The organism is Latilactobacillus parafuchuensis, assembly GCF_055271665.1.
Genome location: NZ_CM143875.1, coordinates 1,980,565 through 2,006,070 on the forward strand (window position 1 = coordinate 1,980,565; position 25,506 = coordinate 2,006,070).

Sequence of the window (25,506 nt, forward strand, 5' to 3'; positions counted from 1 at the left end):
ACGGTTAAAACCGTTACAATAAGTAAGACAATCTATATAGAGAAAGTGTGATTTAAATGGCCTTTGATGGTTTAATGACCCACGCCGTTGTCGCTGAGTTAAATACGACGTTAGCCGACGGTAAAATAACTAAAATCCAACAACCTTACCCCAATGAAGTCATCTTGACGATTCGGGCTAATCGAAAGACCTATCCCCTACTCCTTTCGGCGCACCCTTCCTACGCCCGGGTTCAAATTACTCGCGTGCCTTACGCGAATCCAGCGACGCCCCCTAATTTTGCGATGTCGTTACGAAAATACCTGGATGGTTCAATTCTAGAAAAAATTGAACAAGTTGAAAGTGATCGGATCCTGCGTTTCACGTTTAAATCGCGGAATGAATTAGGTGATTTGCAACAACTCTGTCTAATCGTCGAATTAATGGGCCGGCACAGTAACGTGATTTTGGTTAACCAAGAAACCAATAAGATTCTTGATTTGATTCGGCACGTTAGCTTATCGCAGAACCGTTACCGCTTCTTAATGCCGGGTGCGGACTACGTTAATCCGCCCGCTGCTTCCGGCGTCAACGGTTTTACGGCCGACTTAACCGACCTAGACTGGCTGAGTTATTATAACCTACCTGAAACTGAGCAACCGCATTGGTTACAAACGCAATTCCAAGGAATGGGCCGTGAAAGTGCAATCGAATTACAACATCGGTTACTGGATCATGATCATTATTTGACGATTGTCCAGGATTTCTTCGATCAATACAACCAAGCCACGCCGACGTTAACGATTGGCCCTAAAAAATCTTGGTTTACCGTGGCAGCGTATCAAACATTAGTTGGTGAACAAACGCAACTGCCAACACTAAGTGAATTGTTAGACCAATACTATTTGCATAAAGCGCAACGTGATCGGGTCCAACAACAAGGTGGCGCCTTGATTCATTTTATCCGTAATGAAATTCAAAAGGATGAAAAGAAACTTAAAAAACTGCAAAAAACCCTCAAGACGGCTGATAGTGCCGATGATTACCGGATTAAAGGTGAAATTCTAACCACTTATTTGCGCCAAGTCGAACGCGGTATGACCGAAATTACACTCGATAATTATTATGCGGATAACCAACCGATTAAAATTACGTTATCGAATCAATTGACCCCTTCTAAAAATGCTCAAAAATACTTCTCTAAGTACCAAAAGCTCCGCAATTCAGTCGCTTACGTTAACGATCAAATGGCTAAAACGGAAGCGGAACTGCAATATTTCAACACGATTATGGCCCAAATTGAAATTGCTGCGCCCAAAGATTTAGTCGATATCAAAGAAGAATTGCAAGCTGAAGGCTATTTAAAGGCCAAAAAGTCTGGTGCTAAGAAACAAAAGCGCTATAAAATTAGTGAACCCGAAACATTCTACGCCAGCGATGGCACTCGGATTTTTGTTGGTAAAAATAACTATCAAAACGATCAGTTAACCCTCAAAAAAGCGAAGAAAACTGATATTTGGTTGCATGTTAAGAACATCCCCGGCTCACACGTGATTATTGACGCTAGTAACCCGTCTGAGACAACTTTAGAAGAAGCTAGTAAACTAGCCGCTTATTTCTCTAAAGCCCGGCTATCGGCCTCTGTACCCGTTGATTACATTCAAGTCAAACGGATTCGCAAACCGAATGGGGCCAAACCCGGTTTTGTGATTTATGAAGGTCAACAAACCCTTTATAGCACACCGGATGAAGCACTCGTCCAAAAATTACGACAAAAACCAAGCCAAGCCTAAAAATAGTCCAGCAGCCCTAATTAAGTGGCTGCTGGACTATTTTTATTGGTCTCTGTTAAATTTAATGCTGCCTATTCGATATAAGTATGTTGCAATTTGTAATACGTAAACCAATTACTGATAAGGTTAGTTAGTAATAAAATACAGATCGTCATGATAAAGTTTTGGTTGAACTGATTAAAGAAGAAGCCTTGCTTAGCAGACATTAGTGTCAACATTTTTTCAGAATCGTACAGGTTAATCGGTAATAGATATAGTAATTTGTTGAGCACCCCCGATGTAAATATCAATATTAACCCTTTTGGTAAGAAAAAAATACCGGTTGCGATTATAACCGCACTAAATGGTGTCTTGGCGATTGCCGAGATTAACAATGTTATCCCGACAATCATTAGCAAACTAGCCAATTGCAATATTAGAATCATTAAATAAATTTGAAAATGATTGAGTTCAAGCGGAAAATTGAAGAGTTTTAAATCAAAATTGGTCTGAATACTACCATTCCAACCGTCCATACCATAATAATGATAATAAAAATAACCAAATGTTAGGCCATGAATCACTAAAAATATGAACATGGATAAAACTGTCGCAGTATATATCTTTGCGCGCAGCATTTTAGTCCGACCGTATTTAGTGATGAACAATAATTGATTCATCTTTTTGGCGGTATCTTCCGCAAAGACAGTCGAACCGGTAATGATAACTAGCACGCTTATTAGAATAAAGACGCTCCCGGTAACCTTAAAAAGGTCACTCCAGTTTGAATAGCTACCAATTATCAATGGTTTAGAAAAACTTGAAAAACCAATTCTTTTGATTGGCGTTAATTTGATTTGGTCAATTTTTAGCGTTTGTTTCTTTTTATTAGCGGCAATCATCTCTAAATAAATATCTCTGTCTTTTGGAAAGAAAGTATCAGCAATATTATAAGAAAATTGATCAAACGGCTGTTCTCCGCCAGAATTGTTCTGATAATCTGCAATGTAATCCGCTAAAATTAAGCGTACGGTTTGATCATTAAAAACCCCAGCGTGTGCATTAGCTTTTTTTTGTGAGAATTGGTTGAATCCCAATTCTTGATTACGCACTTCTGAGGCACCAAGTTGCGAATAGTGAAAACCAATAATAAAGATGCCTGACAGAACTAATATAGAAATCAACAATGAGCCAATAAATCGTTTGGTTTTAACAATTTTCGCCATTTCAAAACGTATAATACTAATCATAGTGAACCGCCTCTCTAAAATAATAAAGATATAAATCCTCTAATGTTGGCGTGACCTGAACCGCATTTTCTAATGGTTTCTTTTCTGCAATAATTCTTAGGATAACGTTATTCTTTTCATGTTTCTGATTACTAATCGTATAAGTGGCCAATAATTTTGCGACTAAGTCATGTGGTACGCTGCATTCCCATACTTGTTCTGCTATTTTTTGAACTAATTCTGACGGCGTACCGCTATCTTGAATACCCCCTTTTTGCAAAATCAGAATTTCATCAGCAATGTATTCGACATCAGACACAATATGTGTTGATAGAATAACTATCTTTTCGTCCGAAAAGGAACTAATTAGATTTCTAAATTTAACTCTTTCTTTTGGATCTAGGCCAACAGTTGGTTCATCTAAAATTAATATCTCGGGGTCATTCAACATGGCTTGCGCGATGCCCAAACGTTGTTGCATCCCGCCAGAATATTTTCTAATCTTCTTATGTTGAACATCAATCAACCCAACAGTCGTTAAAAGTGCTAGACATTTCTCCTTGGCACTTTGCCGATCAATTCCCTTTAGGGTTGCAATGTATAGTAGAAAATCCAGTCCCGTAAATTCGGGATAAAAAGCAATTTTTTGTGGTAAGAACCCTAGAATTGGATTAAATTTATTTTGTGATTCACTAATAGCGTTGCCGTTATAGTAAATATTGCCACTATCAGCTTTTGTTAAGCCACAAATTATTTTAAATAAGGTGCTTTTGCCGGCGCCATTAGCCCCCAATAGGCCATAAACACCGGGTGTTAATGTGAACGAGCACTCATTTAAGACCGTTGTTTGCGCATAACTTTTTTGAATATGTTTTATTTCTAATTTCATACGGATTGACCTCCTCAAAGTTATTTTTTCTTCGATGCGGTATCATATAAATCTGTTAATTTAATTTTTTGGGTTTTATCTCGATACTTAATACGAATGACATCTTTATCGGTTAAGTGATATTTTTGACCGTTATATTCTTTGCCTTTAGGCAATAATAATGTGTTGCGATCCAAAAAAGTATATTCTACGGACGTCCCCTTCTTTAATATGGTATTCGCCCTGGAAAAATCATCCGTTTTTTCATACATGATTAATGAATTTTCATACCCTTTTTTAGGCATTTCACTATTGATCAACATCAAATAGCGGTGCTCATTCTTAGTTTCAAAAGTCAGCGTGATATCATTACCTTGTTGGGTAATCGTTGGCTGGACATCATTAGAGTTGGCCAACCACATGTGAACAAACAAAAAATAATAGCCAGCTATTAAGACGATAAACAGGGTTAAAAGGGATAAAACAATTGTTCTTATTTTTCGCCGTTGCTGCGTTTTTACCTTTTTAAACGCGTCAATGTCAACCGTTTCCTGCTTGCTTTCGGAAGTTGTCGTGACCGTTAAGTCTTTTTGCATACTATTGAGAAACTGGCGGCAGTCCTCGCACTCCGCCATATGTTGGCTCATTTGTTCATTCGTTTCTTGACTGGTTAAATGTTCTAGATAGTTTGGGACTAAATCCTTAAAAAGATTATGATTCATTGTCTGTCGCATCCTTCCGTAATTGTTGTTTGACTCGATAAAAAGTGACTCGCGCCCAATTTTCAGTTTCACCAAACACCGCACCGATTTCTCTAAAGGATAAATTACCGAGTAACCTTAGATAAAGAATTTCTCGGTGCTTATCACTTAGATGATGGGCCCGTTTAAAAAAAGCAATCTTGGCTTCATTTTTGAAAAAAGTTTCTTCTAAATTATTGGTGATTGGGTCATCTGCTAGCAACGATTCATTCAATCGGGTTCTTTTTTGATGATGATTCAATTCCTGTAGCCATAGATTCTTGGCAATTTGACACAACCAAGTCGAAAATTTCGCCTGACCGTTATTATCAAAATGATCAATTGACTTTAATGCTTGATAAAATGTTTCTTGCGTCAACTCTTCAGCAAGTTGTTCGTTCTTGGTCAGGGTCAGTAAATAACGAAAGATAAACTTGCCGTAATCTTCATATATATTTTCAGTGTTCACCATTGGCCTCCTTAGCTATTAATTTAATAATCATACATCTATCCATAAAATGACTGATGCGTTACAACTTTTTGACAAATTTTAAAAAAAGATATGTATTTCATATTTAATTCTACTAAAGATACGGTTCTTTTCAATCTATGCATTAAAAAAGCCTTAGATGCATGCGTATAATGCGCATCATTTAAGGCTTTTTGATTCGATTAATGTTGATCTGACCACGCTTGTGGGTCTTGACTCCATGTTTGTAGTGATTGGAGTTGTTCAGCCGTTAAATCGTCGGCTTCTTGGGCAATCGCTAATAAGGCTTCTAAATTCGACAGGGTCGTCAATGATAATTGCGCCTCTGCAAAATTCTTTTTGCCAGCGGCTAACTGGTATGAGAAAATTCCGAAAACACCTAAAACATCGGCCCCTTCTTTTTGCGCGGCATGTGCGGCTTGGAGCACGCTACCACCGGTTGAAATTAAATCATCAATGAGCACCATTTTTTGACCCGCTGTAAAGGGACCTTCAATTTGACGACCTTGACCATGATCTTTGGGCTTAGCGCGAATATAAACGAGTGGTAAATTTAATAATTCGGCAATCCAAGCGGCGTGCGGAATGCCCGCAGTTGCGGTGCCCGCAATCACTTCAACTTCTGGATATTGATCATGAATGGCTTGCGCTAAATGTTCAGCGATTAGCCGGCGGACTTTTGGATAGCCGATAGTTAAGCGATTATCACAATAAATGGGACTTTTTAAGCCACTGGCCCACGTAAAAGGTTCATTTGGGCTTAGACTGACGGCTTGAATATCAATTAAAGCTTGTGCGACTTCTTTAGCGATTTCTGGCATTATTTCTGCTCCCATTCTGCTTTGATTGTTTGATAGGCTTGATACGGATTAGCGGCTTGTGTAATTGGCCGACCAATCACAATCGCATTGCTGCCTGCTTGGGCGGCTTCCAATGGCGTTGCTGATCGTTTTTGATCATTGGTTTGACTCGTCGTTGGCCGAATCCCCGGCGTGACACATTCAAAGTCTTTTCCGGTTTTAGTTTGAATTAAGGGGACTTCTTGAACAGAACAAATCACGCCGTCACACCCGGCTTGTTGGGCGATTTGGGCGTAATTCGTAACGGATTCTGGTAAAGTCGCCTGAATCAGTTGTTCCGTTTGCATTTGGTCTTGGCTAGTTGAGGTCAGTTGGGTGATGGCTAACAACTTAGCCGGTTTAATGTTGGCTTGTTGAGCGCCGGCTTGAACCCCAGCGACACCTGCTTTGAGCATCTCACTTCCCCCAGCGGCGTGAATCGTTGTGTAATCGACACCTAGTTGTCCAATCACGGTTAAAGCGCTTTGGACCGTGTTCGGGATATCATGCAGTTTTAAATCTAAAAAAATTCGATGACCCCGTGATTTAAGTTCCCGAATCACTTCAGGCCCACTCCGGTAGAATAATTCCATACCCACCTTAACGAACAAATGTTCTGATGACGGAAATTGTTTTAGAAAATCATTAGTCGTTTCCCAATCCGGGAAATCCAATGCGATGATTACTGGTTTTGTCATTTATCTAACCTCCTGTTTGACGGCGAAACGGTTTAAATCAGTTAACTGATACTTAGCCATTTCACCGGGGAACTGTTCAATGATTTTGGGACAGGCAAACGGATCACTAAAGTTGGCGGTGCCAACCCCAATCGCATTAGCACCAGCTGCCATTAATTCTAACGCATCCGTCGCGTTTTGCACACCACCCATCCCGATAATCGGTAATGTCGAGATGGATCGGACTTGGTGAATCAATCGAACGGCGACCGGTTTAATCGCCGGGCCGGATAAACCGCCCGTTTGATTCGCTAAAATTGGTTCGCCGGTCCGAATATCAATTCGCATCCCAACCAAGGTGTTAATCAGTGAGAAACCAGCCGCCCCTGCTTGTTCAACGGCCTGGGCAATCGGCCGAATATTCGTGACGTTCGGCGACAACTTAACGTAGACTGGCACTTGACTAACAGCCACACAGGCTGCCGTCAATTGCGCGGCTGAATCCGGATTCGTGCCAAACTCTAAACCACCATGGGCCACATTTGGACACGAGATATTGAGTTCAATGGCGTGCACATTCGGGGCCGTACTAATGATTTGGCAAACACTGACGTAATCATCTAACGTATTGCCCGCCACATTCGCAATAATCGGTAACTCGGGATAATGCTGGGCTAACCACGGGAGTTTTTCAGCCATAATGGCAGTAACACCCGGATTTTGTAACCCAATCGCATTTAGCATCCCACTAGGTGTTTCCGCCACCCGCGGCGTTGCATTCCCAAGACGGGGTTCTTGAGTGGCCGCTTTAATAATGACGGCCCCTAGTTGGTTTAAATCATAATGTTGACTATATTCTTGACCAAAACCAAAACAGCCTGAAGCCGGCATAATCGGATTTTTTAATTGAAGACCAGGTAAATTAACCGCTAAATTAACCATTTTAAATCAACACCTCGTTTGTTTTGAAGACGGGACCGTCATCACAAATTTTTAATTGAACGTCAGGGTTACTTCGAAGCTTGGTGACACAGGCATAACACGCGCCAATCCCACAAGCCATCCGTTCTTCTAACGAGATATAGGCGTTAGGATGATCGGCAAAACGATTATCCACCGCCATTAACAGTCCTTTAGGGCCACAAGCGTAAATCGCATCATAAGTCGTCAGCGCGTCGCCAAATTCAGCGTCTAGTAATAAGCCAATGTGACCTTGATAACCGTAAGAACCATCGTTAGTCGCATATGCGGTCGGACCCAATGCTTCAAATTCAGATTGGTAAAAAATCGCGGATTGCGTCGCAAAACCAAATAGATGTTGGACGTGGACCCCTTTGGCAACCAATTGGCGCGATAATTCATACAAGGGTGGAATACCCGTTCCCCCACCGATGATTAACGCCTTTTGACCAGGAATCAATTGCTCAATTGGGTAGCCGCTACCTAATGGGCCTAAGACCGATAGTTCAGTACCAACTGGTGTTTGGCTTAAAATCGTGGTGCCTTCGCCAACAACTCGATAAAGCAACGTGATTGTTTGTTGGTCGGCGTCCACTTTAGCGACACCGAATGGTCGGCGCAATAATAAGGCGTCACTGGGAATTTTGATATCGACAAACTGCCCTGGCGTAACCGGTTGTTCAGCCATGCTTCCCGCTAAACATAATTCATAGATATTGGGGGCGATCTGGGTTTGATGTTGAATGGTTAAAGTAGCTTCTACTGACAATAAACGTCGACTCCTCTAAATTTTTATGTAATAAAAGCCAGCAATCACTTGCTGACTCTTGAAAAGACTAAAGTGGTTGGGTCATTAACGATTGTGATTCTAAAACGGTTAAAATTGCGTTGGTTGTATCCAACGAAGTTAATAACGGAATGCCGTGTTCAATCGCGGTTTGGCGAATCACAATACTATCTTTTGCGACTTGGGGTGCTTCGTTTAACCCGGTGGTATTAATGACGAGTTGCACTTGGCCGGCTTTAATCCGGTCTAATAATTCACCAGACGTGGCCGTAATCTTAGACACTTGCCGAACTGGAATACCAGCGGCTTTAAACTCTTGAGTCGTCCCAGGAGTTGCTAAAATTTGATAACCCACTTCTCTAAAACGTTTTGCTAATTCAAGTGCTTGAGCTTTATCTTGGTTAGTGACCGTCATCAAGACGTTGCCATGATTCGGCAAATGCATCCCACTGGCTTCAAACGCCTTGTAGAGCGCCTTTTGCATCGTAACATCGGTGCCCATCACTTCCCCAGTTGATTTCATTTCAGGTCCGAGTAAACTATCGACGCGGGTTAATTTCGAGAATGAGAAAACGGGTGCTTTGACGTGAATCAGCGGTCCGGCTGGTAATAACCCAGTCGGGCTTTTTAATTCAGCTAAGGTACTGCCTAAGATTAATTGCGTGGCTAATTGCGCCATTGGAATCTTCGTGACTTTACTCAAGAACGGCACGGTTCGACTGGCCCGTGGATTGACTTCAATCACGTAGACTTCGTCGTTTTGAATGATGAACTGGATATTGAGTAATCCGCGACAATCGAGGGCCAAACAGAGCTTCGTTGCATATTCAACAATCGTTTGTTTTTGTCGATCGGTTAAGTTTTGTGGCGGATAAACCGCCATTGAATCACCGGAATGGACGCCGGCCCGTTCGATATGTTCCATAATGCCTGGGATTAAGACTTCATGACCGTCACAAATCGCATCGACTTCACATTCTTTACCCATTAGGTAGCGGTCAATTAATACCGGATGATCATCTGAGACTTTTACGGCTTCTTGCATGTAGTGTTTTAAATCTTCAGTCGTATGGACAATTTCCATTGCGCGACCGCCAAGGACGAAACTAGGCCGAATTAAAACGGGATAACCAATGCGTTCGGCAATTTCCATTGCGTCTGGTGTATTGGTCGCAGTGGCGCCGACTGGTTGTGGAATCTTTAATTCGGTGATTAATTGATCGAACAAATCGCGATCTTCGGCGCGGTTTAAACTCTCAACACTCGTTCCTAAAATCTTAACGCCATTTTCGGATAACGGTTCAGCCAGATTAATCGCGGTTTGACCACCGAATTGAACAATCACACCTTCTGGTTTTTCAAGGTCAATCACGTTTAAGACATCTTCTGACGTTAATGGTTCAAAGTACAACTTATCCGAAATTGAAAAGTCGGTTGAAACCGTCTCGGGATTACTATTCATAATAATCGCTTCGTAACCCGCTTTTTGAATGGCTTGAACACAGTGGACGGTGGCGTAATCGAATTCGACCCCTTGCCCAATCCGAATCGGACCAGAACCAATCACTAAGATTGAGGGCTTCTTAGTCACGATACTCTCGTTTTCTTGTTCGTAGGTCGCGTAATAATACGGTGTTTGTGATTCAAATTCGGCCGCACAAGTATCCACCATCTTGTAGACTGGTAGAATCCCGCTTTCCTGCCGCAATTTACGAACTTGGGCGGTGGTGATTTGCCAAAGGCTAGCAATTTCACTATCGGCAAACCCGTTTTTCTTAGCGATTTCAAGTAATTCAACATCGCCTTTATCGGTACGCAATTGTTCTTCTAATTCCACGATGTGACTCAATTTATCTAAGAAGAATAAATCAATTTTCGTTAATTCAGCTAGTTCTTGAATTGAATAGCCCCGACGGAGCGCTTCGGCGAGATAGAAAAGGCGGTCGTCTTGGGGATGAATAATCCGTTGGACTAAATCGTTATCGCTGACGGCGGTTAAGGCGGGTTCAATCAAATGTTCAGTATCAATTTCGAGTGACCGGACCGCTTTTAAGAGCGCTTCTTCGATATTCCGGCCAATCGCCATCACTTCGCCGGTCGCTTTCATTTGAGTGCCTAAACGGCGGTCACCCTTATTGAATTTATCAAAAGGCCAGCGCGGAATCTTGGCCACGACGTAATCGAGCATCGGTTCGAACTGTGCATAGGTGGTGCCGGTAATCGGATTATGAATTTCATCTAAAGTTAAGCCGACCGCAATTTTAGCGGCCATCTTGGCGATTGGATAACCGGTTGCTTTAGAAGCCAAAGCTGATGAACGACTGACCCGTGGATTAACTTCGATGATGTAATAGCGTTCACTATGGGGATCGAGTGCCAGTTGAACGTTACAACCGCCTTCGATTTTCAAAGCGCGGATAATCTTTAAGGAAGCATCCCGGAGCATTTGGACTTCACGGTCGCTTAAGGTTTGGACTGGGGCCATCACGATTGAATCGCCCGTGTGAATACCAACGGGATCGAAATTTTCCATGTTGCAGACGACCAGTGCGTTGTCGTTCCGGTCGCGCATGACTTCAAATTCAATTTCTTTATAACCAGCGATACTTTGTTCAACTAAGACTTGTCCGACTGGCGATAAGCTTAAACCGTTAGCGACAATCGTTTCAAGTTGATTGGGATTTTCAGCAATCCCACCACCGGTCCCGCCAAGCGTAAAGGCCGGGCGAATAATGACGGGGTATCCGGTTTGATTAACGAAAGTTTGCGCTTCGTCTAGTGAATGGGCAATCGCTGATTCGGGAATGGGTTCATTTAATTGGTTCATTAAATTTTTGAATAATTCACGATCTTCAGCTTGGTCAATCGCGCTTAACTTAGTCCCTAATAATTCGATATCTAATTCAGCTAACAACCCTGAATTAGCGAGTTCGAGGGCCATGTTTAACCCGGTTTGACCCCCTAAGGTTGGTAAAATCGCATCTGGCAATTCTTTACGTAAGATTTGAGTGACGAAATCCAAAGTGATGGGTTCGATATAAACCGTGTCGGCAATCGCTTGATCGGTCATAATCGTTGCGGGGTTCGAGTTAATCAAAACGACTTGATACCCTTCTTCTTTTAACGCTAAGCAGGCTTGGGTGCCTGAATAATCAAATTCAGCGGCTTGACCAATGACAATTGGACCAGAGCCAATCACTAATATTTTTTGAATGTCGGTTCTTTTTGGCATCTTTAAAACCCCTTTTTTCTTATTTTTCGCGTCGATTAAAATCGTCAATCATATCCATGAATTCATCGAATATATGCACAGCATCGTGGGGACCAGGGGCAGCGTCTGGATGGAATTGGACTGAAAAGGCTGGGAATTGACGGTGGCGCAACCCTTCAACCGTTTGGTCATTAATTTCAATATGGGTCACTAATAACCGATCATTATCAATTGAATCCGCCGCGACTGCGAAACCGTGATTTTGAGAAGTAAAATCAATCCGGTTGGTCGCGACTTCACGAACCGGATGGTTAAAACCGCGATGGCCAAACTTCATCTTGTAAGTTTGGGCGCCGTTAGCGAGGGCGAATAACTGATGGCCTAAACAAATTCCGAAAATCGGGACCTTGCCTTGAATCCCTTGAATCATCGTGATGGCTTCGGGCACGTCCTCTGGATCACCAGGGCCGTTGGTCAGCATCACACCATCTGGATCGAGGCCCAGAATATCTTCGGCCGTTGCGTTGTAAGGTAGTACCGTTAGATTGCAATTGCGTTTAGATAGTTCGCGTAAAATACTGTGTTTCAAACCGAAATCGACGACGACAATGTTGCGACCGGTTGCGGGGCTCGGGTACGGTTTAGCCGTTGACACTTGTTGGACTTGATTTTTAGGTAATACCAAAGCCTTCAATTGGTCAAAAGCATGATCATCAGCCGCATCAACGATACTGGCTTTCATCGTCCCTTTATTGCGTAAACGGCGGGTTAAAGCGCGCGTATCAACACCCCAAATACCGGGGATTCCTTTTTGTTTTAGGAAGGCATCTAAGCTCATATTCATGCGCCAATTATTCGCCAACCGGGGCACTTCGTGAACGACGACGCCTTTACAAGTTGGCGTAATCGATTCGAAATCATCCCGATTGACCCCGTAATTACCAATTAGCGGGTATGTAAAAGTGATAATTTGACCATTATAAGATTGATCAGTAATCGTTTCTTGGTAACCACTCATACCGGTGTTAAACACAATCTCACCGGTTGTGATGGTGGGCGCGCCAAAACCAAAACCATTAAAAACACTACCATCTTCTAATATCAGATAACGTTTCATTTATTATTCGCTCCTTTGATAAGCTGTTTGACCGGCAACCAAGGTTAAGACGGTCGTTCCTAAAACAGTGGTCCCGATGAATGGCGTATTATGCCCTTTTGATTGAAAATCAGTGGCTTGAATCATTGTGGGTGTTTCTAAATCAAAGATGGCGATATCGGCCAAATCACCGACATTTAGTTGTCCCGCTTGGCTTAAGTTAAACAGTTTAGCGGGATTCGTTACCAACCAGTTGATTAATTGCGACAAACTAAAGGGCCCGTTGACCACAAGGTTTGTGTAGAGCAAGCTAAAGGCGGTTTCGCTGCCGACAATCCCAAACGGTGCTTTTTGAATTGATTGGGCTTTTTCCGCTGCGGTATGTGGTGCGTGGTCGGTCGCGACGATATCAATCGTGCCGTCTAACAGGCCGGCCCATAAACTTTGGCGATCTGCTAAACTACGCAGTGGCGGATTCATCTTGAACATCGCGTTATCAGTCGTAATCATCGAATCATCGAGTAACAAATGGTGTGGTGAGACTTCACAAGTCACGTTGACTCCATCGGCTTTGGCGCGGCGAACTAAATTAACCGTTTCTTTAGTTGAAATGTGACAGATATGGTAATGAACACCGGTTGCGCGCGCGAGTTCAATATCCCGTGCAACTTGGGCCGATTCACTGACACTCGGAATCCCAGGTAAGTTCAACCGTTTAGCGGCTGCACCATCGTGTAAGACCCCACCGTTGACCAGTGACATGTCTTCGACGTGGGCGACGATTGGTAAATCAAGCGCTTGTGCTTGTTGCATGGCGAGATACATGGTTTGTGCGGTTTGTACGCCGTGACCGTCATTCGTAAACCCGACGGCCCCAGCGGCTTTAAATGAGGGCATCTCAACCAGTTGTTCTTCAGTCAAACCCGTGGTGATGGGTGCAAATTGATACGTATGGCTAACCGTTTCTGTCGCGTTACGGCTAACTAATGTTTTAAAATCCGTGATGTTATCGGGGACTGGGTTTAAATTCGGCATCGCAATCACGCTGGTAAAACCACCGTGCACCGCTGCTCGACTGCCAGTAACTAACGTTTCTTTATCCGTGAAACCCGGATCTCTGAAATGAACGTGGCCATCAATTAAGCCGGGGCTCACGAAATGGCCGCGCGCGTCAAAAATCGTCGACGCGTCGTAATCAGTCACATTAATCATTGCTTCAATGGCCGTAATCATCCCCTGCGCATTTAGCATAATATCCCGTTGCACTAACTGGCCGTCAACTAATACTTGGCCGTTTCTAATCAATCGATACATTTGCTGACCCCCGAATCAAACCTTTTTGTTGTAATAATTGTTCAATGATTGCCATGCGCATGTACATGCCATTATTCATTTGTTTAAAAATTCGTGATTGTGGTGCTTCAACGAGTTGATCCGCAATTTCAACATCCCGATTGACTGGTGCTGGGTGTAACCAAACGGCGTGTGGGGCTAATTTAGCAGCGCGGGCATTGGTTAACCCGTAAGCATCGTGGAATTGTTGGTCCGTCATTGGTGCAGCTGATTGGAAACGTTCGTGTTGAATTCTCAGTAACATCACGACGTCAACCTCCGATAAGACTGTGTCCAAAGCGGCATGTTGGCCGTATTGTTCAAACTCAGCGGTGAACCATTCGGCAGGTCCCGCAAAATAAAGTTGTGCGCCTAAGCGTTTTAAGAGTTGCATATTTGAACGTGCCACTCTTGAATGCGTTAAATCACCGCAGATGACAATTTTTAATCCTTCAAAATACCCAAATTCCTCGTAAATCGTCATAACATCCAGTAGACATTGGGAAGGATGTTGGCCACTGCCATCGCCGCCGTTGGCTAAAGCCATGTGGAAGTTAGGATCGGCTAATAATGGTTTGTAATAAGCATCTCTCGAATGACGAACCGTGACTAAATCGACGCCAATCGCTTGGACTGTCTTTAGTGTATCACTAAGTGTCTCACCTTTATTAACCGAACTGGTTTCAACTTCAAACGGAAGGACTGTCAAGCCCATCCGGCGTTCAGCCATGTCAAAACTACATTTAGTCCGGGTGCTGTTTTCAAAGAATAAATTCATTGCGTAGACCGGTCGGGTTAATTGACACGTTGCGCCGGCTTTAAAAGCTTCAGCTCTTTCGATTAAGGTTAACACTTCTTGATTGGTTAATTGTTCAACAGATACTAATGCGGCTTGATTAGACATTTTGTTGTTCCTCCAATTCGATTTCACTCTTTGCTTTTTGCGGTAAGATTAAGTTTAATGCAATCCCTAAGACCGTTGCGATGGCTAACCCAGAAAATTGGTATTGGCCGAGTTGCAGATAGGCGTTGCCAATCCCGATGACCAAGATTGATGAGCCAATCATTAAGTTCCGTTTCTGATCAAAATCGATTTGATTATCAATCAGAACCCGAAGGCCACTTGATGCAATGACCCCGAAGAGTAAGAAGCTGATCCCGCCAATGACTGGTCCGGGAATACTTTGAATTAACGCGCTTAGTTTACCGATAAAACCGAAGATGATGGCGAAGAAGGCGGCACCGCCTAATACCCAGACACTGTGCACCTTGGTAATGGCTAACACACCGATGTTTTCACCGTAACTTGTAACGGGAGGACCTCCGACGAAAGCCGCGATGATGGAAGCTGTCCCATCCCCCGCTAATGTCCGGTGCAAACCAGGATCTTTAAAGAAATTCCGTTTGGTTAATTTATTGAGGACCATGATGTGCCCCATGTGTTCCGTCATTGTGACAAACGCGATTGGTGCCATACTGAGAATGGCGCCCCAGTATAGACCGGGCTTATAAGTGACAAATGGAATTTGGAAATCGGGTAGTTTGAACCAAGCCGCTTCCATAACCGGTTGGAAATCGACAATCCCGAACAAAACTGCGACAATGTAGCCGCAAACGATTCCGAGAAGAATTGGAATTAAGCTCGTGAACCCTTTTAGATACATATTGAAAGCAATTGTAATCAGTAAGGTGATGATGGCGACCGCGAAGAATTTCAAGTCATAATGGCCTGCACTATCGATAGTCGCTTGTTTAGCGGCGGTCCCTGCTAAGGATAAGCCGATGACCATCACAATCGGTCCGACTACAATTGGTGGTAAGGCCTTGTCAATCCAGCCTGAGCCGATTAACCCGACGATGACTGAAACAATCAGGTAAACTGCACCGACCGCCATCGTCCCCTGTGCAATTCCGGGATAGCCGGTGGTTTTCATCAAGGCCAGCATGGGCACGATGAATGAAAAACTGGAACCCATGTAAGCTGGAATTTTACCTTTAGTAATCATGATATACATTAACGTGCCGACCCCTGAACTGAATAAGGCAATCCCGGGGTTTAACCCAACTAAAATTGGGACTAAGACAGTTGAACCAAACATCGCAAACATATGTTGAATGGACAAGCCGATCCATTTCCCGGTACTTGGTCGTTCATTAATGTCTAACACGGCGTCTGGATTTCTAAAAGATTCTTTTGTCATATTGCTTCCTCCAACTATTAAACCGTAAAAAAAGACACGCTACTAGTTTGAGAGCGTGTCTTTTGCTTGCTGAAAGGACAGTGTGCTGTGCACGCTACGATTTCGAACAAACCCTTTTGCTCTCTCTGGAGTCAATTAAACGGTTAATGATTATTTAGTTAATTTTTCAATCGTAATGCCATCATGTTCGTCAATTTCTTCCATTGCGACTTTGATTTGCTCCGTCAAAGCGGTTGGAATATTTTTACCGACAAAATCAGGCCGAATTGGTAATTCGCGATGACCGCGATCAACCAAAACTGCTAAGGAAATTTTTTTAGGGCGACCAAGATCCATCAGCGCATCGAGTGCTGCGCGAATTGTCCGACCCGTGTACAAAACATCATCAATTAGAATGACGTGTTTATTGGTGATATCAATCGGAATATCACTGCCATTAATTTGGGGTTCATTTTGCGAATTCAAATCATGTTGATCATCACGATACAAAGTGATGTCGAGCGTCCCAACTGGTAACGTAATACCTTCCAATTGTTCTAACCGCTTGGCAATCCGGTGAGCGATAAAGACGCCGCGGGTTTTGATGCCCACTAAGACAAGGTCTGAAATCCCCTTGTTTTGTTCAATGATTTCATACGTAATTCGGGTAAAAACGCGTTTCATAGTCGTACTGTCAACAACTTCTTTAACCATCATCATCCGCTCCTTCCAAACAAAAAACCTCCCGGCCAGTTAGCCAGGAGGTTACAGTTGTGGCTTCTAGACAGATTGCGTCGTCACCACTTATTCACCGTACCTTCTGGGCCTCACGGGACCAATTTAAAGGTTTCTATTTATGTTGTTATTAGCATATCGAATTGTTGTTTAAATGTCAATTGTTTTCGCGTAATTGCTGCAAAGTTCTTTCGAAAATAGCGGGTAATGGCGCTTCAAATTTAAGTTGTTCCCCAGTAACGGGATGCTTAAAGCCCAGAATGGCAGCGTGCAGAAATTGGCCTTTGCCAGGTAATGTTTTACGCGGACCATAGACGGGATCGCCGGCGACCGGGCGGTTGATATACGCTAAATGGACCCGAATTTGATGGGTCCGACCGGTTTCCAAACGACATCTAATCAACGTAAAATCATTAAAACGTTCAACGACCTTAAAATGAGTGACCGCTGGACGACCATCAGGCACAATCGCCTGTTTCATCCGATCAACTTTTGAACGGCCAATTGGCGCGTCAATGGTGCCTTCATCCTCTTCGAAATTACCGTGAACTAACGCCACGTATTCGCGCAAATTCGATTTGGCTTTTAATTGAGCCGATAACGATTCGTGCGCTTCGTTGGTTTTAGCCACCATCAATGAACCAGAGGTGTCTTTATCAATTCGGTGCACAATTCCGGGCCGGAAAACGCCGTTGATTTCAGATAACGGCGTATGGGCTAACAATGCATTGACTAACGTGCCGTTGGGATGTCCCGCTGAGGGATGCACCACCATCCCTTGGGGTTTATTAACGACTAACACTTGATCATCTTCATAGACAATGTCTAACGGAATATCTTCGGGCACCAAATCAAGCGCTACGGGATCCGGGATTTCAATGGTGACGACGTCGTTAGCAGCGACTTTATATTTAGATTGACAAGGTTTTTGATTAACTTGCACCAAGTCCTTTTTAAACCACTGTTGAATTTGTGACCGTGAATAATCAGTCAGTAGTTGGGGCAAAATCTTATCAATTCGGCCCGTTTCAGTTGTAATTGTTACTTGTTTTTTTTCAGTCATGAGTCACTTTCTCTTTCACCATAATTGCGATTAACACACAGAGTACGCCAAAGGTCAACGCCATATCCGCAATGTTAAAGATTGGAAAATTAATAAAATCTAGTTGGAACATATCAACAACGTACTTTAGATGTAACCGATCAATAAAATTCCCAATCGCACCGGCCAGCATTAATGCTAACCCAATGCGATATAATCTTTCAGACCGCTCAGAGGTGTAAAATAAGTACCCAATCACGCCAACCGCCACGATGGTGACCAGATAGAAGAACCATTGTTGCCCGCGTAAAATACTCCAAGCCGCCCCATCATTTTGAACATACGTTAATCCAAAAACGTTGGGTACGATTGTTTTAAACGCGCCAAAACTAAGATGGCCAACCACCCAGCTCTTTAGTAGTTGATCGCTACCAATTACTAAAAAAACTAAAATTAAATATAACACCACGGTTTCCCCCTATTCGTACTGATTAACATTGTCCTTAAAAACAGCACTGATGTCAATCACTTTCGAATATTAGAATAACCCAGAAATCTGGCCATCCGCCGTCACATCCATGTTTAAAGCGGCCGGCTTTTTCGGTAGACCGGGCATGGTTAAAACGGCACCGGTCATCGCCACGATAAACCCAGCCCCAAGTTTTGGAATTAGTTCACGGACGTGAACGGTAAAATCAGTTGGTGCCCCTAAGGCTTTCGGATTATCCGATAATGAATATTGGGTTTTAGCGATGCAAACCGGTAGTTGGCCCCAACCGTTCTTTTCAATTTGTTTCAATTGATTAATGGCTTTACCTTCAAAGACCACCTCACGGCCACCATAAATTTTAGTGACAATCGTATTGAGTTTGGTTTTAATATCCGCTTGAGCATCATATAAAGGTTGGAAATCTTTCGGTTGGTCCAATGCAGTGAGTACTTCATGCGCCAATGCTAATCCGCCTTGACCGCCGTTTGCCCAAACACTGGTTTCCACGGCTTTAACGCCTTTTTGTTCACAAAGTTCTTGTAATAAGTTGATTTCAGCTTCGGTATCGCTTGTAAATTCGTTAACGGCCACGACAACCGGCACACCATAACGTTGCATGTTGGCGATGTGTTTGGCCAAATTACTAAAACCAGATTCTAACGCGCCTAAGTTTTCAGTGGTTAAATCGGTTAATGCCACCCCACCGTTATATTTCAAAGCCCGAATCGTCGCGACAATCACGATAGCATCCGGTGTCTGGCCTAATTGTGGCACTTTAATATCCAAGAATTTTTCAGCACCTAAATCAGCCCCAAAGCCGGCTTCGGTAATCGCGATATCGCCTAATTTCAAAGCCGTTTGTGTCGCTAAAATACTGTTACAGCCGTGCGCAATATTGGCGAACGGGCCGCCGTGGACTAACGCTGGTGTATGTTCAAGCGTTTGGACTAAATTGGGTTTCAACGCGTCTTTTAATAACATCGTAATCGCACCCGTGACCTTCAAGTCAGCAACGGTTACTGGCTCACGGTCGAAACGATAACCAATCACAATTCGACTAATTCGGGCTTTTAAATCGGTAATGTCGGTTGCTAAACATAAGATTGCCATTAATTCACTGGCCACCGTAATATCAAAACCATCCTGTCTAGGCATCCCTTGCACCGGACCGCCTAAACCAATGACAACTTGGCGTAAGGCCCGATCATTAATATCTAAAGCCCGTTTCCAAATAATCCGGCGAGGATCAATGTTTAAAACGTTACCCTGTTGAATATGATTATCGATTAAAGCCGCAAGGGTATTGACCGCTGATGTTAAGGCGTGCATATCGCCGGTAAAATGAAGATTAATATCTTCCATTGGAACGACTTGCGCATAGCCACCACCAGTTGCGCCCCCCTTCATTCCCATCACAGGCCCTAATGACGGTTCGCGTAAGGCAATCACGGCAGACTTGTCTAATTGCCGTAAAGCATCTCCCAAACCAACCGTGACGGTTGATTTACCCTCACCCGCTGGCGTTGGATTAATCGAGGTCACTAAAACCAGTTGACCATTTGGTTGGTCCTTTAGCCGTTGAATGGCTTTAAAGTTCACTTTTGCTTTGTAAGGTCCGTATTGTTCCAATTCCGTAGCTTGTAACCCGATTTGTTCGGCAATTGCTGTAATTGGTTTAATTTCAGTTGCTTCATTTGCTTGTGCAATTTGAATATCTGACATGCTGGCCCACTCCTTTTATTGACGATAAACATATTATAGCCGATTTCGTACGGAATTGGCAGATTAGTTTCAATAAAGTTTATCTTCGACAGTTGTCAACCAGCGTGGTAGAATAAGGGTGCGCTGTTAATGCGTGGATTTTAAGGAGGGATTGTGATGGAACGAGGAATCGTGAAGTGGTTTAGCAATGCTAAGGGGTACGGCTTCATCAGTTACCAAGATGGTGAGGAAATTTTCGTTCATTTTACCGCAATCCAGACTGATGGTTATAAGTCCCTCAATAAAGATGACGTGGTTTTATTCGAAGTCAAAGAAGGCGCCCGCGGCTTACAAGCAGCCAATGTCCAAAAAATTGAACCCCCACAAGACTAATTGATAATTAACGATGATTCATTATTAAATGTATGTAAATAGGCAACGCACCCTAAAAATGGGTGCGTTGCCTATTTTATTTATTCGACAACTGGCCAACCGGCTTCTTTTAAAGCGGTCACTAACCGTTGCTTGCTTTTTACCCGTAACAATAATTGTTCAGGTTGATAGTCTAATTCAGTCGTTGTTATTAAAAGGCCGTGTTTTTGGACCGTAATTTGCGTCAGTTTCTCACGATCAATTGTGCGGTGCCGTTTAAATACCGGTCGTTTTAAATTGATTGTTGTTGGGGTCACTTTCACTTGATATCCCCCAATATTAACAATGGTTAAAATAACCGCAATCAGCGCAATCGTAATTGATTGCCAATTTAAATTAATGAGTTCGAGTTGGACGATTAAAGCCAGTAGATAGATAAAGCCAATCCAAGACCACGTCGTAATCGAATAAGCGTAACCTGGTTGATAACGGATTGTTAGCGATTTTTGCATGAGCACACTCCTTAGTGTTTTCATAGTACCATTAATAACGTCGGCTTGTCAGCGGATTGCGATAAACTTTAAGAATGATTAAACTATATAATGAAACTAACGATAATTTTGATTGTGACATTCTACTGTTTAACATCAACGCTTCAGTCTAAGTCGTGGTTTTTTCACCATTTTTTTAGTAAACTGTTAAAGAAGTTTAATCGTATTAAAGGAGTGATCGTTTGGCATTAATAGTCGAAATTGGTAGTTTAGTTATTTTTATTAACGCAGTTCTCGCCATCATAACTGTTTTACGCCAACCACGGGACATCGCCGCAACGTGGGCTTGGTTATTAGTTTTAATTTTATTACCGGTTGGTGGTTTTATTTTATACCTCTTTACCGGGCGTGGCTTATCACGTAAAAAGATTTTTCAAAGTCAATCTCAGATTAACGATGGGATTTTAGCGTTGGTTGATATTCAACGTCAAGAAAATCGTAAAAATGAATTATTGCCTAAAAAGATGCTCTCTAGTGAAGCAACTGAAATGGTCAATTTATTCTTAAATATTAACAACGCCCCCGTCTTAAAAGACAACCACGTGACGTTATACACGGATGGTCAAGAAAAATTCGCGGCCCTATTCAATGACATCCGCCAAGCTCAAAAAAGTATCCATATTGAATATTACACCATCTACAACGATCAAATCGGCAATGATTTACAAAAATTATTAGTTGAAAAGGCAAACGCCGGCGTCACCGTTAACGTCTTATACGATGCTTGGGGTTCTCAAGGGGCAACGCAAAAATGGTGGCGGCCACTCGAACAAGCTGGCGGTCACGCCCGCACCTTCTTCAGTTCTAAACATTCGATCACTGATTTCCGGCTAAATTTCCGTGATCATCGGAAAGTGGTCGTCGTCGATAGTAACATTGGTTACATCGGTGGTTTTAACGTCGGCGATCAATATCTCGGGCGCAGCCAGAAATTCGGTAATTGGCGTGATACCCATATGCGTGTCACGGGGAATGCCGTTTTAGCCTTACAGGTTCGTTTTTTAATGGATTGGAACGCCAGTGTTGAGACCAAGGTGCAACTCCCCTATTCTCAAGATTTATTTCCAAAAGAAGTCGTCTCTAAACGGGGATCGGCGGCCATGCAAATTGTTTCCAGTGGGCCGGATAAACTCGATGAACAAATTAAACTCGGCTATTTGAAAATGATTAGTACCGCTAAAAAACGGCTCTGGATCCAAACCCCTTATTTAGTTCCAGATGATAGTATTATTGATGCGCTAACGACGGCTGCAATGTCCGGTGTCGACGTTCGGATTATGGTTCCTAATATGCCAGATCACCCGTTCATCTACCGGGCAACGCAATATTATAGTCAGTTATTACACGCCTCTGGGGTTAAAATTTATAGTTACCAAAATGGTTTCTTACACGCCAAAACGGTGGTGATGGATGGTCATATCAGTACGGTTGGTTCGGCCAATATGGATATTCGCAGTTTCAAACTCAATTTTGAAGCCAACGCGTTCATCTATGATCCGAAAGTCGCTGCCCAACTCGAAACCATCTACGAAGCCGACATGCAACACGCGCAGTTATTAACCGACGAAATAATCAGCGAACAATCTAAATGGCTCCGTTTTAAACAGAAATTTTCACGATTACTCTCCCCCATTTTATAAAATGTTCGGGTAAAAATATTTAAATTGTTAGTTATTAAGTTGCTCATCATTTTTTATTGTAAACTAAATACTAGTGCCACACGGTTTAATCAATATTGACGGTTCAAAACTTAAAAATAGCCATTGACTTTAGTAGTGATTATGGTTAACTTTATAAGTGAACAGTTCAAGTGAGATTCAATTAATTATTCGGCAACAGCCCCTAGCAATAGGGGCTGTTTTTTATTTAAACACAATATATGGTGTTAAATCATTGCAACTTGATTTTCTAAACGGTATACTATTTTTATCAATTAGTTTTATCAAGGGAGTTAAATGAACATGGCAAACATTACGTTATACACTAAAAACGGTTGTCCCCAATGTCGGATGACGAAACACTTTTTGGAAACACACGACGTTACTTTTATTGAACATAATATTAACGACGAACCCCAATATATCGATTACTTACGCGAAAACGACTTTCAAGCCGTTCCCGTTTTAGAAGCTGACGGAATTGAAAGCTTTTCTGGTTTTAGACCTGCTGAACTACAAAAACTAGCAATCTAATTCTTTTCCCCTTTTGTTAGACTAACTCGTATTTTGAGTTAGTCTTTCCCTTTTTTTAAACCTTAATTTCGCAGAAAGTGGTGCTTAACAATGTCTTTAAAAGAAATCCGTACTGAAGATGTCACCTATTATGAACTCAATAATCAAATTAATATTCCGGTTGACGGTCAAATTCCGTTACATAAGGATCAAGAAGCGCTCGATGCGTTCTTAGACCAAAACGTTAAACCCAATAGGGTGACTTTTAAGTCCCTTCAAGACCGTTTAGATTATTTAGTCACTGAAAACTATTATGAAGCTGATTTTCTTAAAGCTTATTCAATCACTTTTATGGACCAACTCAATCAATATTTGATTGATCAAGATTTTCATTTCAAATCTTTCATGGCTGCCTATAAATTTTACGCACAATATGCTTTGAAAACAAATGATAATAGTTTCTATTTAGAAGATTTTAAAGACCGGATTTTCGTCAACGCTTTGTATTTCGCAGATGGCGATGAAACTTTAGCCATGAATCTAGCAGACGAAATGGTGCATCAACGTTACCAACCGGCCACCCCTAGCTTCTTAAACGCCGGACGTTCACGCCGGGGTGAATTGGTTTCATGTTTCTTACTCCAAACCACTGATGACATGAACTCCATCGGCCGGACGATTAATTCTGCACTCGAATTATCCCGAATTGGTGGCGGCGTTGGGATTAGCCTGTCTAACTTACGTGGTGCTGGTGATCCGATTAAAGGGATTGATGGCGCTGCTAGTGGTGTCTTACCGGTCATGAAATTATTGGAGGATTCATTCTCATATTCTAACCAACTCGGTCAACGTCAAGGGGCCGGTGTCGTTTATTTAAACGCCTTCCATCCCGATGTCATTGCCTTTTTGGGGGCTAAGAAGGAAAATGCCGATGAGAAGTACCGTTTAAAGACCCTGTCACTCGGTTTAATCGTGCCAGATAAGTATTACGAACTGGTTGCCAACGATGCCGATATGTATCTTTTCAGCCCTTACGGTGTTGAGAAAGAATACGGTGTCCCTTACTCATACGTCGACATCACCAAAGAATACGATAATTTAGTCGCTAACGATCAAATTAAGAAAACGAAGATTAAAGCCCGTGATTTAGAAAATGAAATCAGTAAATTACAACAAGAATCAGGTTATCCGTACATCGTCAATATTGATACGGCCAATAAAGCCAATCCAATTGACGGTAAAATCATCATGAGTAACCTCTGTTCAGAAGTCTTACAAGTTCAAACCCCTTCACAAATCAATAACCGTCAAGAATATGACGTCTTAGGGACTGATATTAGCTGTAACTTAGGTTCGACGAATATCCCCAATATGATGACGTCACCTGATTTTGGGCATTCAATCGAAGCCATGGTCCGCGCCTTAACTTATGTCACGGATCATTCAGATATCGATGTAGTGCCATCAGTGGCGCATGGTAACGAACTGGCGCACACCATCGGTTTAGGTGGCATGGGCTTGCATACCTATTTTGCGACTCACCAAATGTTGTATGGTTCACCCGAATCAATCGACTTTACCAGCAATTATTTCATGTTACTCAACTATTGGACACTCGTAGCTTCGAATAAGATTGCGAAAGAACGCCATACAACCTTTGCCAACTTTGATAAGAGCAAATACGCTGATGGCACTTATTTCGACCAATACCTGAATGAAGACTGGGCCCCACAATCAACACAAGTTAAAGCCCTCTTTGAAGGCATCTTTATCCCCACTAAAGCGGATTGGATAGCTTTACGCGATGCCATTATGGCGGACGGTTTATATCATCAAAACCGCTTGGCTGTTGCACCAAATGGTTCAATTTCATACATTAACGATACCTCTGCTAGTCTCCAACCAATTGTCAACCGCGTTGAAGACCGCCAAGAAAAGAAAATTGGAACGATTTACTATCCAGCTCCCGGTCTTTCAAACGAAACGATGCCATTTTATGAATCAGCCTACGATATTGATATGCGCAAGGTCATTGATATATACGCCGCTGCTCAAAAGCACGTCGATCAAGGCATGAGTATGACCCTCTTCATGCGTTCAACGATTCCGGCCGGTTTATACGAATGGAAAGATGGCCGCACGGATAAGATGACGACCCGTGATTTAAACATCTTAAGAAACTATGCGCATCATAAAGGCATCAAATCAATTTACTACATCCGGACATACACTGATGATGAAAATGAAGTTGGCGCAAATGCTTGTGAAAGCTGTACCATCTAGT

General features: G+C 42.6%; 23 protein-coding genes. 5 read left to right on the top strand and 18 right to left on the bottom strand.

What is annotated here, in order from left to right:
- Positions 1–56 precede the first annotated feature (56 nt).
- Complete coding sequence (locus tag ACVPPQ_RS09800) at positions 57–1,772, top strand: NFACT RNA binding domain-containing protein (RefSeq protein ID WP_463494338.1); 1,716 nt, start codon at positions 57–59, stop codon at positions 1,770–1,772.
- A 71-nt stretch (positions 1,773–1,843) separates the two neighbouring features.
- Here ACVPPQ_RS09800 and ACVPPQ_RS09805 read toward each other — a convergent pair whose 3' ends face one another.
- The 17 genes from ACVPPQ_RS09805 to ACVPPQ_RS09885 form a co-directional block, all read right to left on the bottom strand.
- Positions 1,844–3,001 carry an ABC transporter permease subunit gene (locus ACVPPQ_RS09805; protein ID WP_463494340.1) on the bottom strand — a complete coding sequence of 386 codons (1,158 nt, stop codon included), beginning with the start codon at positions 2,999–3,001 and terminating at the stop codon, positions 1,844–1,846.
- Entirely contained in the window at positions 2,994–3,869 is an 876-nt protein-coding gene (locus ACVPPQ_RS09810; protein ID WP_463494342.1) for an ABC transporter ATP-binding protein, read from the bottom strand. The genes ACVPPQ_RS09805 and ACVPPQ_RS09810 overlap by 8 nt, the downstream gene beginning before the upstream one ends.
- Positions 3,870–3,889: 20 nt before the next feature.
- A complete protein-coding gene (locus ACVPPQ_RS09815; RefSeq protein ID WP_463494344.1) occupies positions 3,890–4,570 on the bottom strand; it encodes a zf-HC2 domain-containing protein in 681 nt (226 codons plus the stop codon).
- Positions 4,560–5,057 (bottom strand): RNA polymerase sigma factor, encoded by a 498-nt coding sequence (locus tag ACVPPQ_RS09820; RefSeq protein ID WP_463494346.1) that lies wholly within the window; start codon positions 5,055–5,057, stop codon positions 4,560–4,562. Before ACVPPQ_RS09820 ends, ACVPPQ_RS09815 begins: the two co-directional genes overlap by 11 nt.
- 203 nt (positions 5,058–5,260) lie before the next feature.
- A complete protein-coding gene (gene pyrE / locus ACVPPQ_RS09825) occupies positions 5,261–5,899 on the bottom strand; it encodes an orotate phosphoribosyltransferase (RefSeq protein ID WP_463494348.1) in 639 nt (212 codons plus the stop codon).
- Complete coding sequence (gene pyrF / locus ACVPPQ_RS09830) at positions 5,899–6,615, bottom strand: orotidine-5'-phosphate decarboxylase (RefSeq protein WP_463494350.1); 717 nt, start codon at positions 6,613–6,615, stop codon at positions 5,899–5,901. Before pyrF ends, pyrE begins: the two co-directional genes overlap by 1 nt.
- On the bottom strand, positions 6,616–7,536 hold the full coding sequence (locus ACVPPQ_RS09835) for a dihydroorotate dehydrogenase (protein ID WP_463494352.1): 921 nt from the start codon (positions 7,534–7,536) through the stop codon (positions 6,616–6,618). It lies immediately after the preceding gene.
- Between the two features lies 1 nt (position 7,537).
- Positions 7,538–8,323: a dihydroorotate dehydrogenase electron transfer subunit gene (locus tag ACVPPQ_RS09840; RefSeq protein ID WP_463494354.1), complete on the bottom strand. Its 786-nt coding sequence runs from the start codon at positions 8,321–8,323 to the stop codon at positions 7,538–7,540.
- Positions 8,324–8,390: 67 nt separating this feature from the next.
- Positions 8,391–11,573, bottom strand: coding sequence for a carbamoyl-phosphate synthase large subunit (gene carB, locus ACVPPQ_RS09845; RefSeq protein WP_463494356.1), 3,183 nt, complete (start codon positions 11,571–11,573; stop codon positions 8,391–8,393).
- Between the two features lie 19 nt (positions 11,574–11,592).
- Entirely contained in the window at positions 11,593–12,669 is a 1,077-nt protein-coding gene (locus ACVPPQ_RS09850; RefSeq protein ID WP_463494358.1) for a carbamoyl phosphate synthase small subunit, read from the bottom strand.
- A 3-nt stretch (positions 12,670–12,672) separates the two neighbouring features.
- Positions 12,673–13,962: a dihydroorotase gene (locus tag ACVPPQ_RS09855; RefSeq protein ID WP_463494360.1), complete on the bottom strand. Its 1,290-nt coding sequence runs from the start codon at positions 13,960–13,962 to the stop codon at positions 12,673–12,675.
- Positions 13,946–14,884: an aspartate carbamoyltransferase catalytic subunit gene (locus ACVPPQ_RS09860; RefSeq protein WP_463494362.1), complete on the bottom strand. Its 939-nt coding sequence runs from the start codon at positions 14,882–14,884 to the stop codon at positions 13,946–13,948. The genes ACVPPQ_RS09855 and ACVPPQ_RS09860 overlap by 17 nt, the downstream gene beginning before the upstream one ends.
- Positions 14,877–16,181 (bottom strand): solute carrier family 23 protein, encoded by a 1,305-nt coding sequence (locus tag ACVPPQ_RS09865; RefSeq protein WP_463494364.1) that lies wholly within the window; start codon positions 16,179–16,181, stop codon positions 14,877–14,879. Before ACVPPQ_RS09865 ends, ACVPPQ_RS09860 begins: the two co-directional genes overlap by 8 nt.
- 150 nt (positions 16,182–16,331) lie before the next feature.
- Entirely contained in the window at positions 16,332–16,880 is a 549-nt protein-coding gene (pyrR, locus tag ACVPPQ_RS09870; protein ID WP_463494366.1) for a bifunctional pyr operon transcriptional regulator/uracil phosphoribosyltransferase PyrR, read from the bottom strand.
- Positions 16,881–17,052: 172 nt separating this feature from the next.
- Entirely contained in the window at positions 17,053–17,958 is a 906-nt protein-coding gene (locus ACVPPQ_RS09875) for an RluA family pseudouridine synthase (RefSeq protein WP_463494368.1), read from the bottom strand.
- On the bottom strand, positions 17,951–18,406 hold the full coding sequence (lspA, locus tag ACVPPQ_RS09880; protein WP_463494370.1) for a signal peptidase II: 456 nt from the start codon (positions 18,404–18,406) through the stop codon (positions 17,951–17,953). Before lspA ends, ACVPPQ_RS09875 begins: the two co-directional genes overlap by 8 nt.
- A 69-nt stretch (positions 18,407–18,475) precedes the next feature.
- Entirely contained in the window at positions 18,476–20,149 is a 1,674-nt protein-coding gene (locus tag ACVPPQ_RS09885) for a formate--tetrahydrofolate ligase (RefSeq protein ID WP_463494372.1), read from the bottom strand.
- A gap of 156 nt (positions 20,150–20,305) precedes the next feature.
- Between ACVPPQ_RS09885 and ACVPPQ_RS09890 the strand changes: the two genes are divergently transcribed.
- Entirely contained in the window at positions 20,306–20,521 is a 216-nt protein-coding gene (locus tag ACVPPQ_RS09890) for a cold-shock protein (protein WP_463494374.1), read from the top strand.
- Positions 20,522–20,601: 80 nt separating this feature from the next.
- Here ACVPPQ_RS09890 and ACVPPQ_RS09895 read toward each other — a convergent pair whose 3' ends face one another.
- Complete coding sequence (locus ACVPPQ_RS09895; RefSeq protein ID WP_463494376.1) at positions 20,602–21,012, bottom strand: EbsA family protein; 411 nt, start codon at positions 21,010–21,012, stop codon at positions 20,602–20,604.
- Positions 21,013–21,233: 221 nt separating this feature from the next.
- Here ACVPPQ_RS09895 and cls point away from each other — a divergent pair, with 221 nt between their 5' ends.
- From cls to nrdE, 3 genes are all read left to right on the top strand, one after another.
- On the top strand, positions 21,234–22,691 hold the full coding sequence (cls, locus tag ACVPPQ_RS09900; RefSeq protein ID WP_463494378.1) for a cardiolipin synthase: 1,458 nt from the start codon (positions 21,234–21,236) through the stop codon (positions 22,689–22,691).
- 321 nt (positions 22,692–23,012) lie between these two features.
- Positions 23,013–23,243, top strand: coding sequence for a glutaredoxin-like protein NrdH (nrdH, locus tag ACVPPQ_RS09905; protein ID WP_463494380.1), 231 nt, complete (start codon positions 23,013–23,015; stop codon positions 23,241–23,243).
- 90 nt (positions 23,244–23,333) lie between these two features.
- The gene (nrdE, locus tag ACVPPQ_RS09910) at positions 23,334–25,505 is read left to right on the top strand and encodes a class 1b ribonucleoside-diphosphate reductase subunit alpha (RefSeq protein WP_463494382.1); all 2,172 of its coding nucleotides are present in this window, start codon (positions 23,334–23,336) and stop codon (positions 25,503–25,505) included.
- Position 25,506 lies beyond the last annotated feature (1 nt).

Excerpts from the sequence above, each read along its gene's own strand:
- ACVPPQ_RS09800 (WP_463494338.1), top strand. The coding sequence starts at position 57 with ATGGCCTTTGATGGTTTAATGACCCACGCCGTTGTCGCTGAGTTAAAT.
- ACVPPQ_RS09805 (WP_463494340.1), bottom strand. The coding sequence starts at position 3,001 with ATGATTAGTATTATACGTTTTGAAATGGCGAAAATTGTTAAAACCAAA.
- ACVPPQ_RS09810 (WP_463494342.1), bottom strand. The coding sequence starts at position 3,869 with ATGAAATTAGAAATAAAACATATTCAAAAAAGTTATGCGCAAACAACG.
- ACVPPQ_RS09815 (WP_463494344.1), bottom strand. The coding sequence starts at position 4,570 with ATGAATCATAATCTTTTTAAGGATTTAGTCCCAAACTATCTAGAACAT.
- pyrE (WP_463494348.1), bottom strand. The coding sequence starts at position 5,899 with ATGCCAGAAATCGCTAAAGAAGTCGCACAAGCTTTAATTGATATTCAA.
- pyrF (WP_463494350.1), bottom strand. The coding sequence starts at position 6,615 with ATGACAAAACCAGTAATCATCGCATTGGATTTCCCGGATTGGGAAACG.
- ACVPPQ_RS09835 (WP_463494352.1), bottom strand. The coding sequence starts at position 7,536 with ATGGTTAATTTAGCGGTTAATTTACCTGGTCTTCAATTAAAAAATCCG.
- carB (WP_463494356.1), bottom strand. The coding sequence starts at position 11,573 with ATGCCAAAAAGAACCGACATTCAAAAAATATTAGTGATTGGCTCTGGT.
- ACVPPQ_RS09850 (WP_463494358.1), bottom strand. The coding sequence starts at position 12,669 with ATGAAACGTTATCTGATATTAGAAGATGGTAGTGTTTTTAATGGTTTT.
- ACVPPQ_RS09855 (WP_463494360.1), bottom strand. The coding sequence starts at position 13,962 with ATGTATCGATTGATTAGAAACGGCCAAGTATTAGTTGACGGCCAGTTA.
- ACVPPQ_RS09860 (WP_463494362.1), bottom strand. The coding sequence starts at position 14,884 with ATGTCTAATCAAGCCGCATTAGTATCTGTTGAACAATTAACCAATCAA.
- ACVPPQ_RS09865 (WP_463494364.1), bottom strand. The coding sequence starts at position 16,181 with ATGACAAAAGAATCTTTTAGAAATCCAGACGCCGTGTTAGACATTAAT.
- pyrR (WP_463494366.1), bottom strand. The coding sequence starts at position 16,880 with ATGATGATGGTTAAAGAAGTTGTTGACAGTACGACTATGAAACGCGTT.
- ACVPPQ_RS09875 (WP_463494368.1), bottom strand. The coding sequence starts at position 17,958 with ATGACTGAAAAAAAACAAGTAACAATTACAACTGAAACGGGCCGAATT.
- ACVPPQ_RS09885 (WP_463494372.1), bottom strand. The coding sequence starts at position 20,149 with ATGTCAGATATTCAAATTGCACAAGCAAATGAAGCAACTGAAATTAAA.
- ACVPPQ_RS09890 (WP_463494374.1), top strand. The coding sequence starts at position 20,306 with ATGGAACGAGGAATCGTGAAGTGGTTTAGCAATGCTAAGGGGTACGGC.
- ACVPPQ_RS09895 (WP_463494376.1), bottom strand. The coding sequence starts at position 21,012 with ATGCAAAAATCGCTAACAATCCGTTATCAACCAGGTTACGCTTATTCG.
- nrdH (WP_463494380.1), top strand. The coding sequence starts at position 23,013 with ATGGCAAACATTACGTTATACACTAAAAACGGTTGTCCCCAATGTCGG.
- nrdE (WP_463494382.1), top strand. The coding sequence starts at position 23,334 with ATGTCTTTAAAAGAAATCCGTACTGAAGATGTCACCTATTATGAACTC.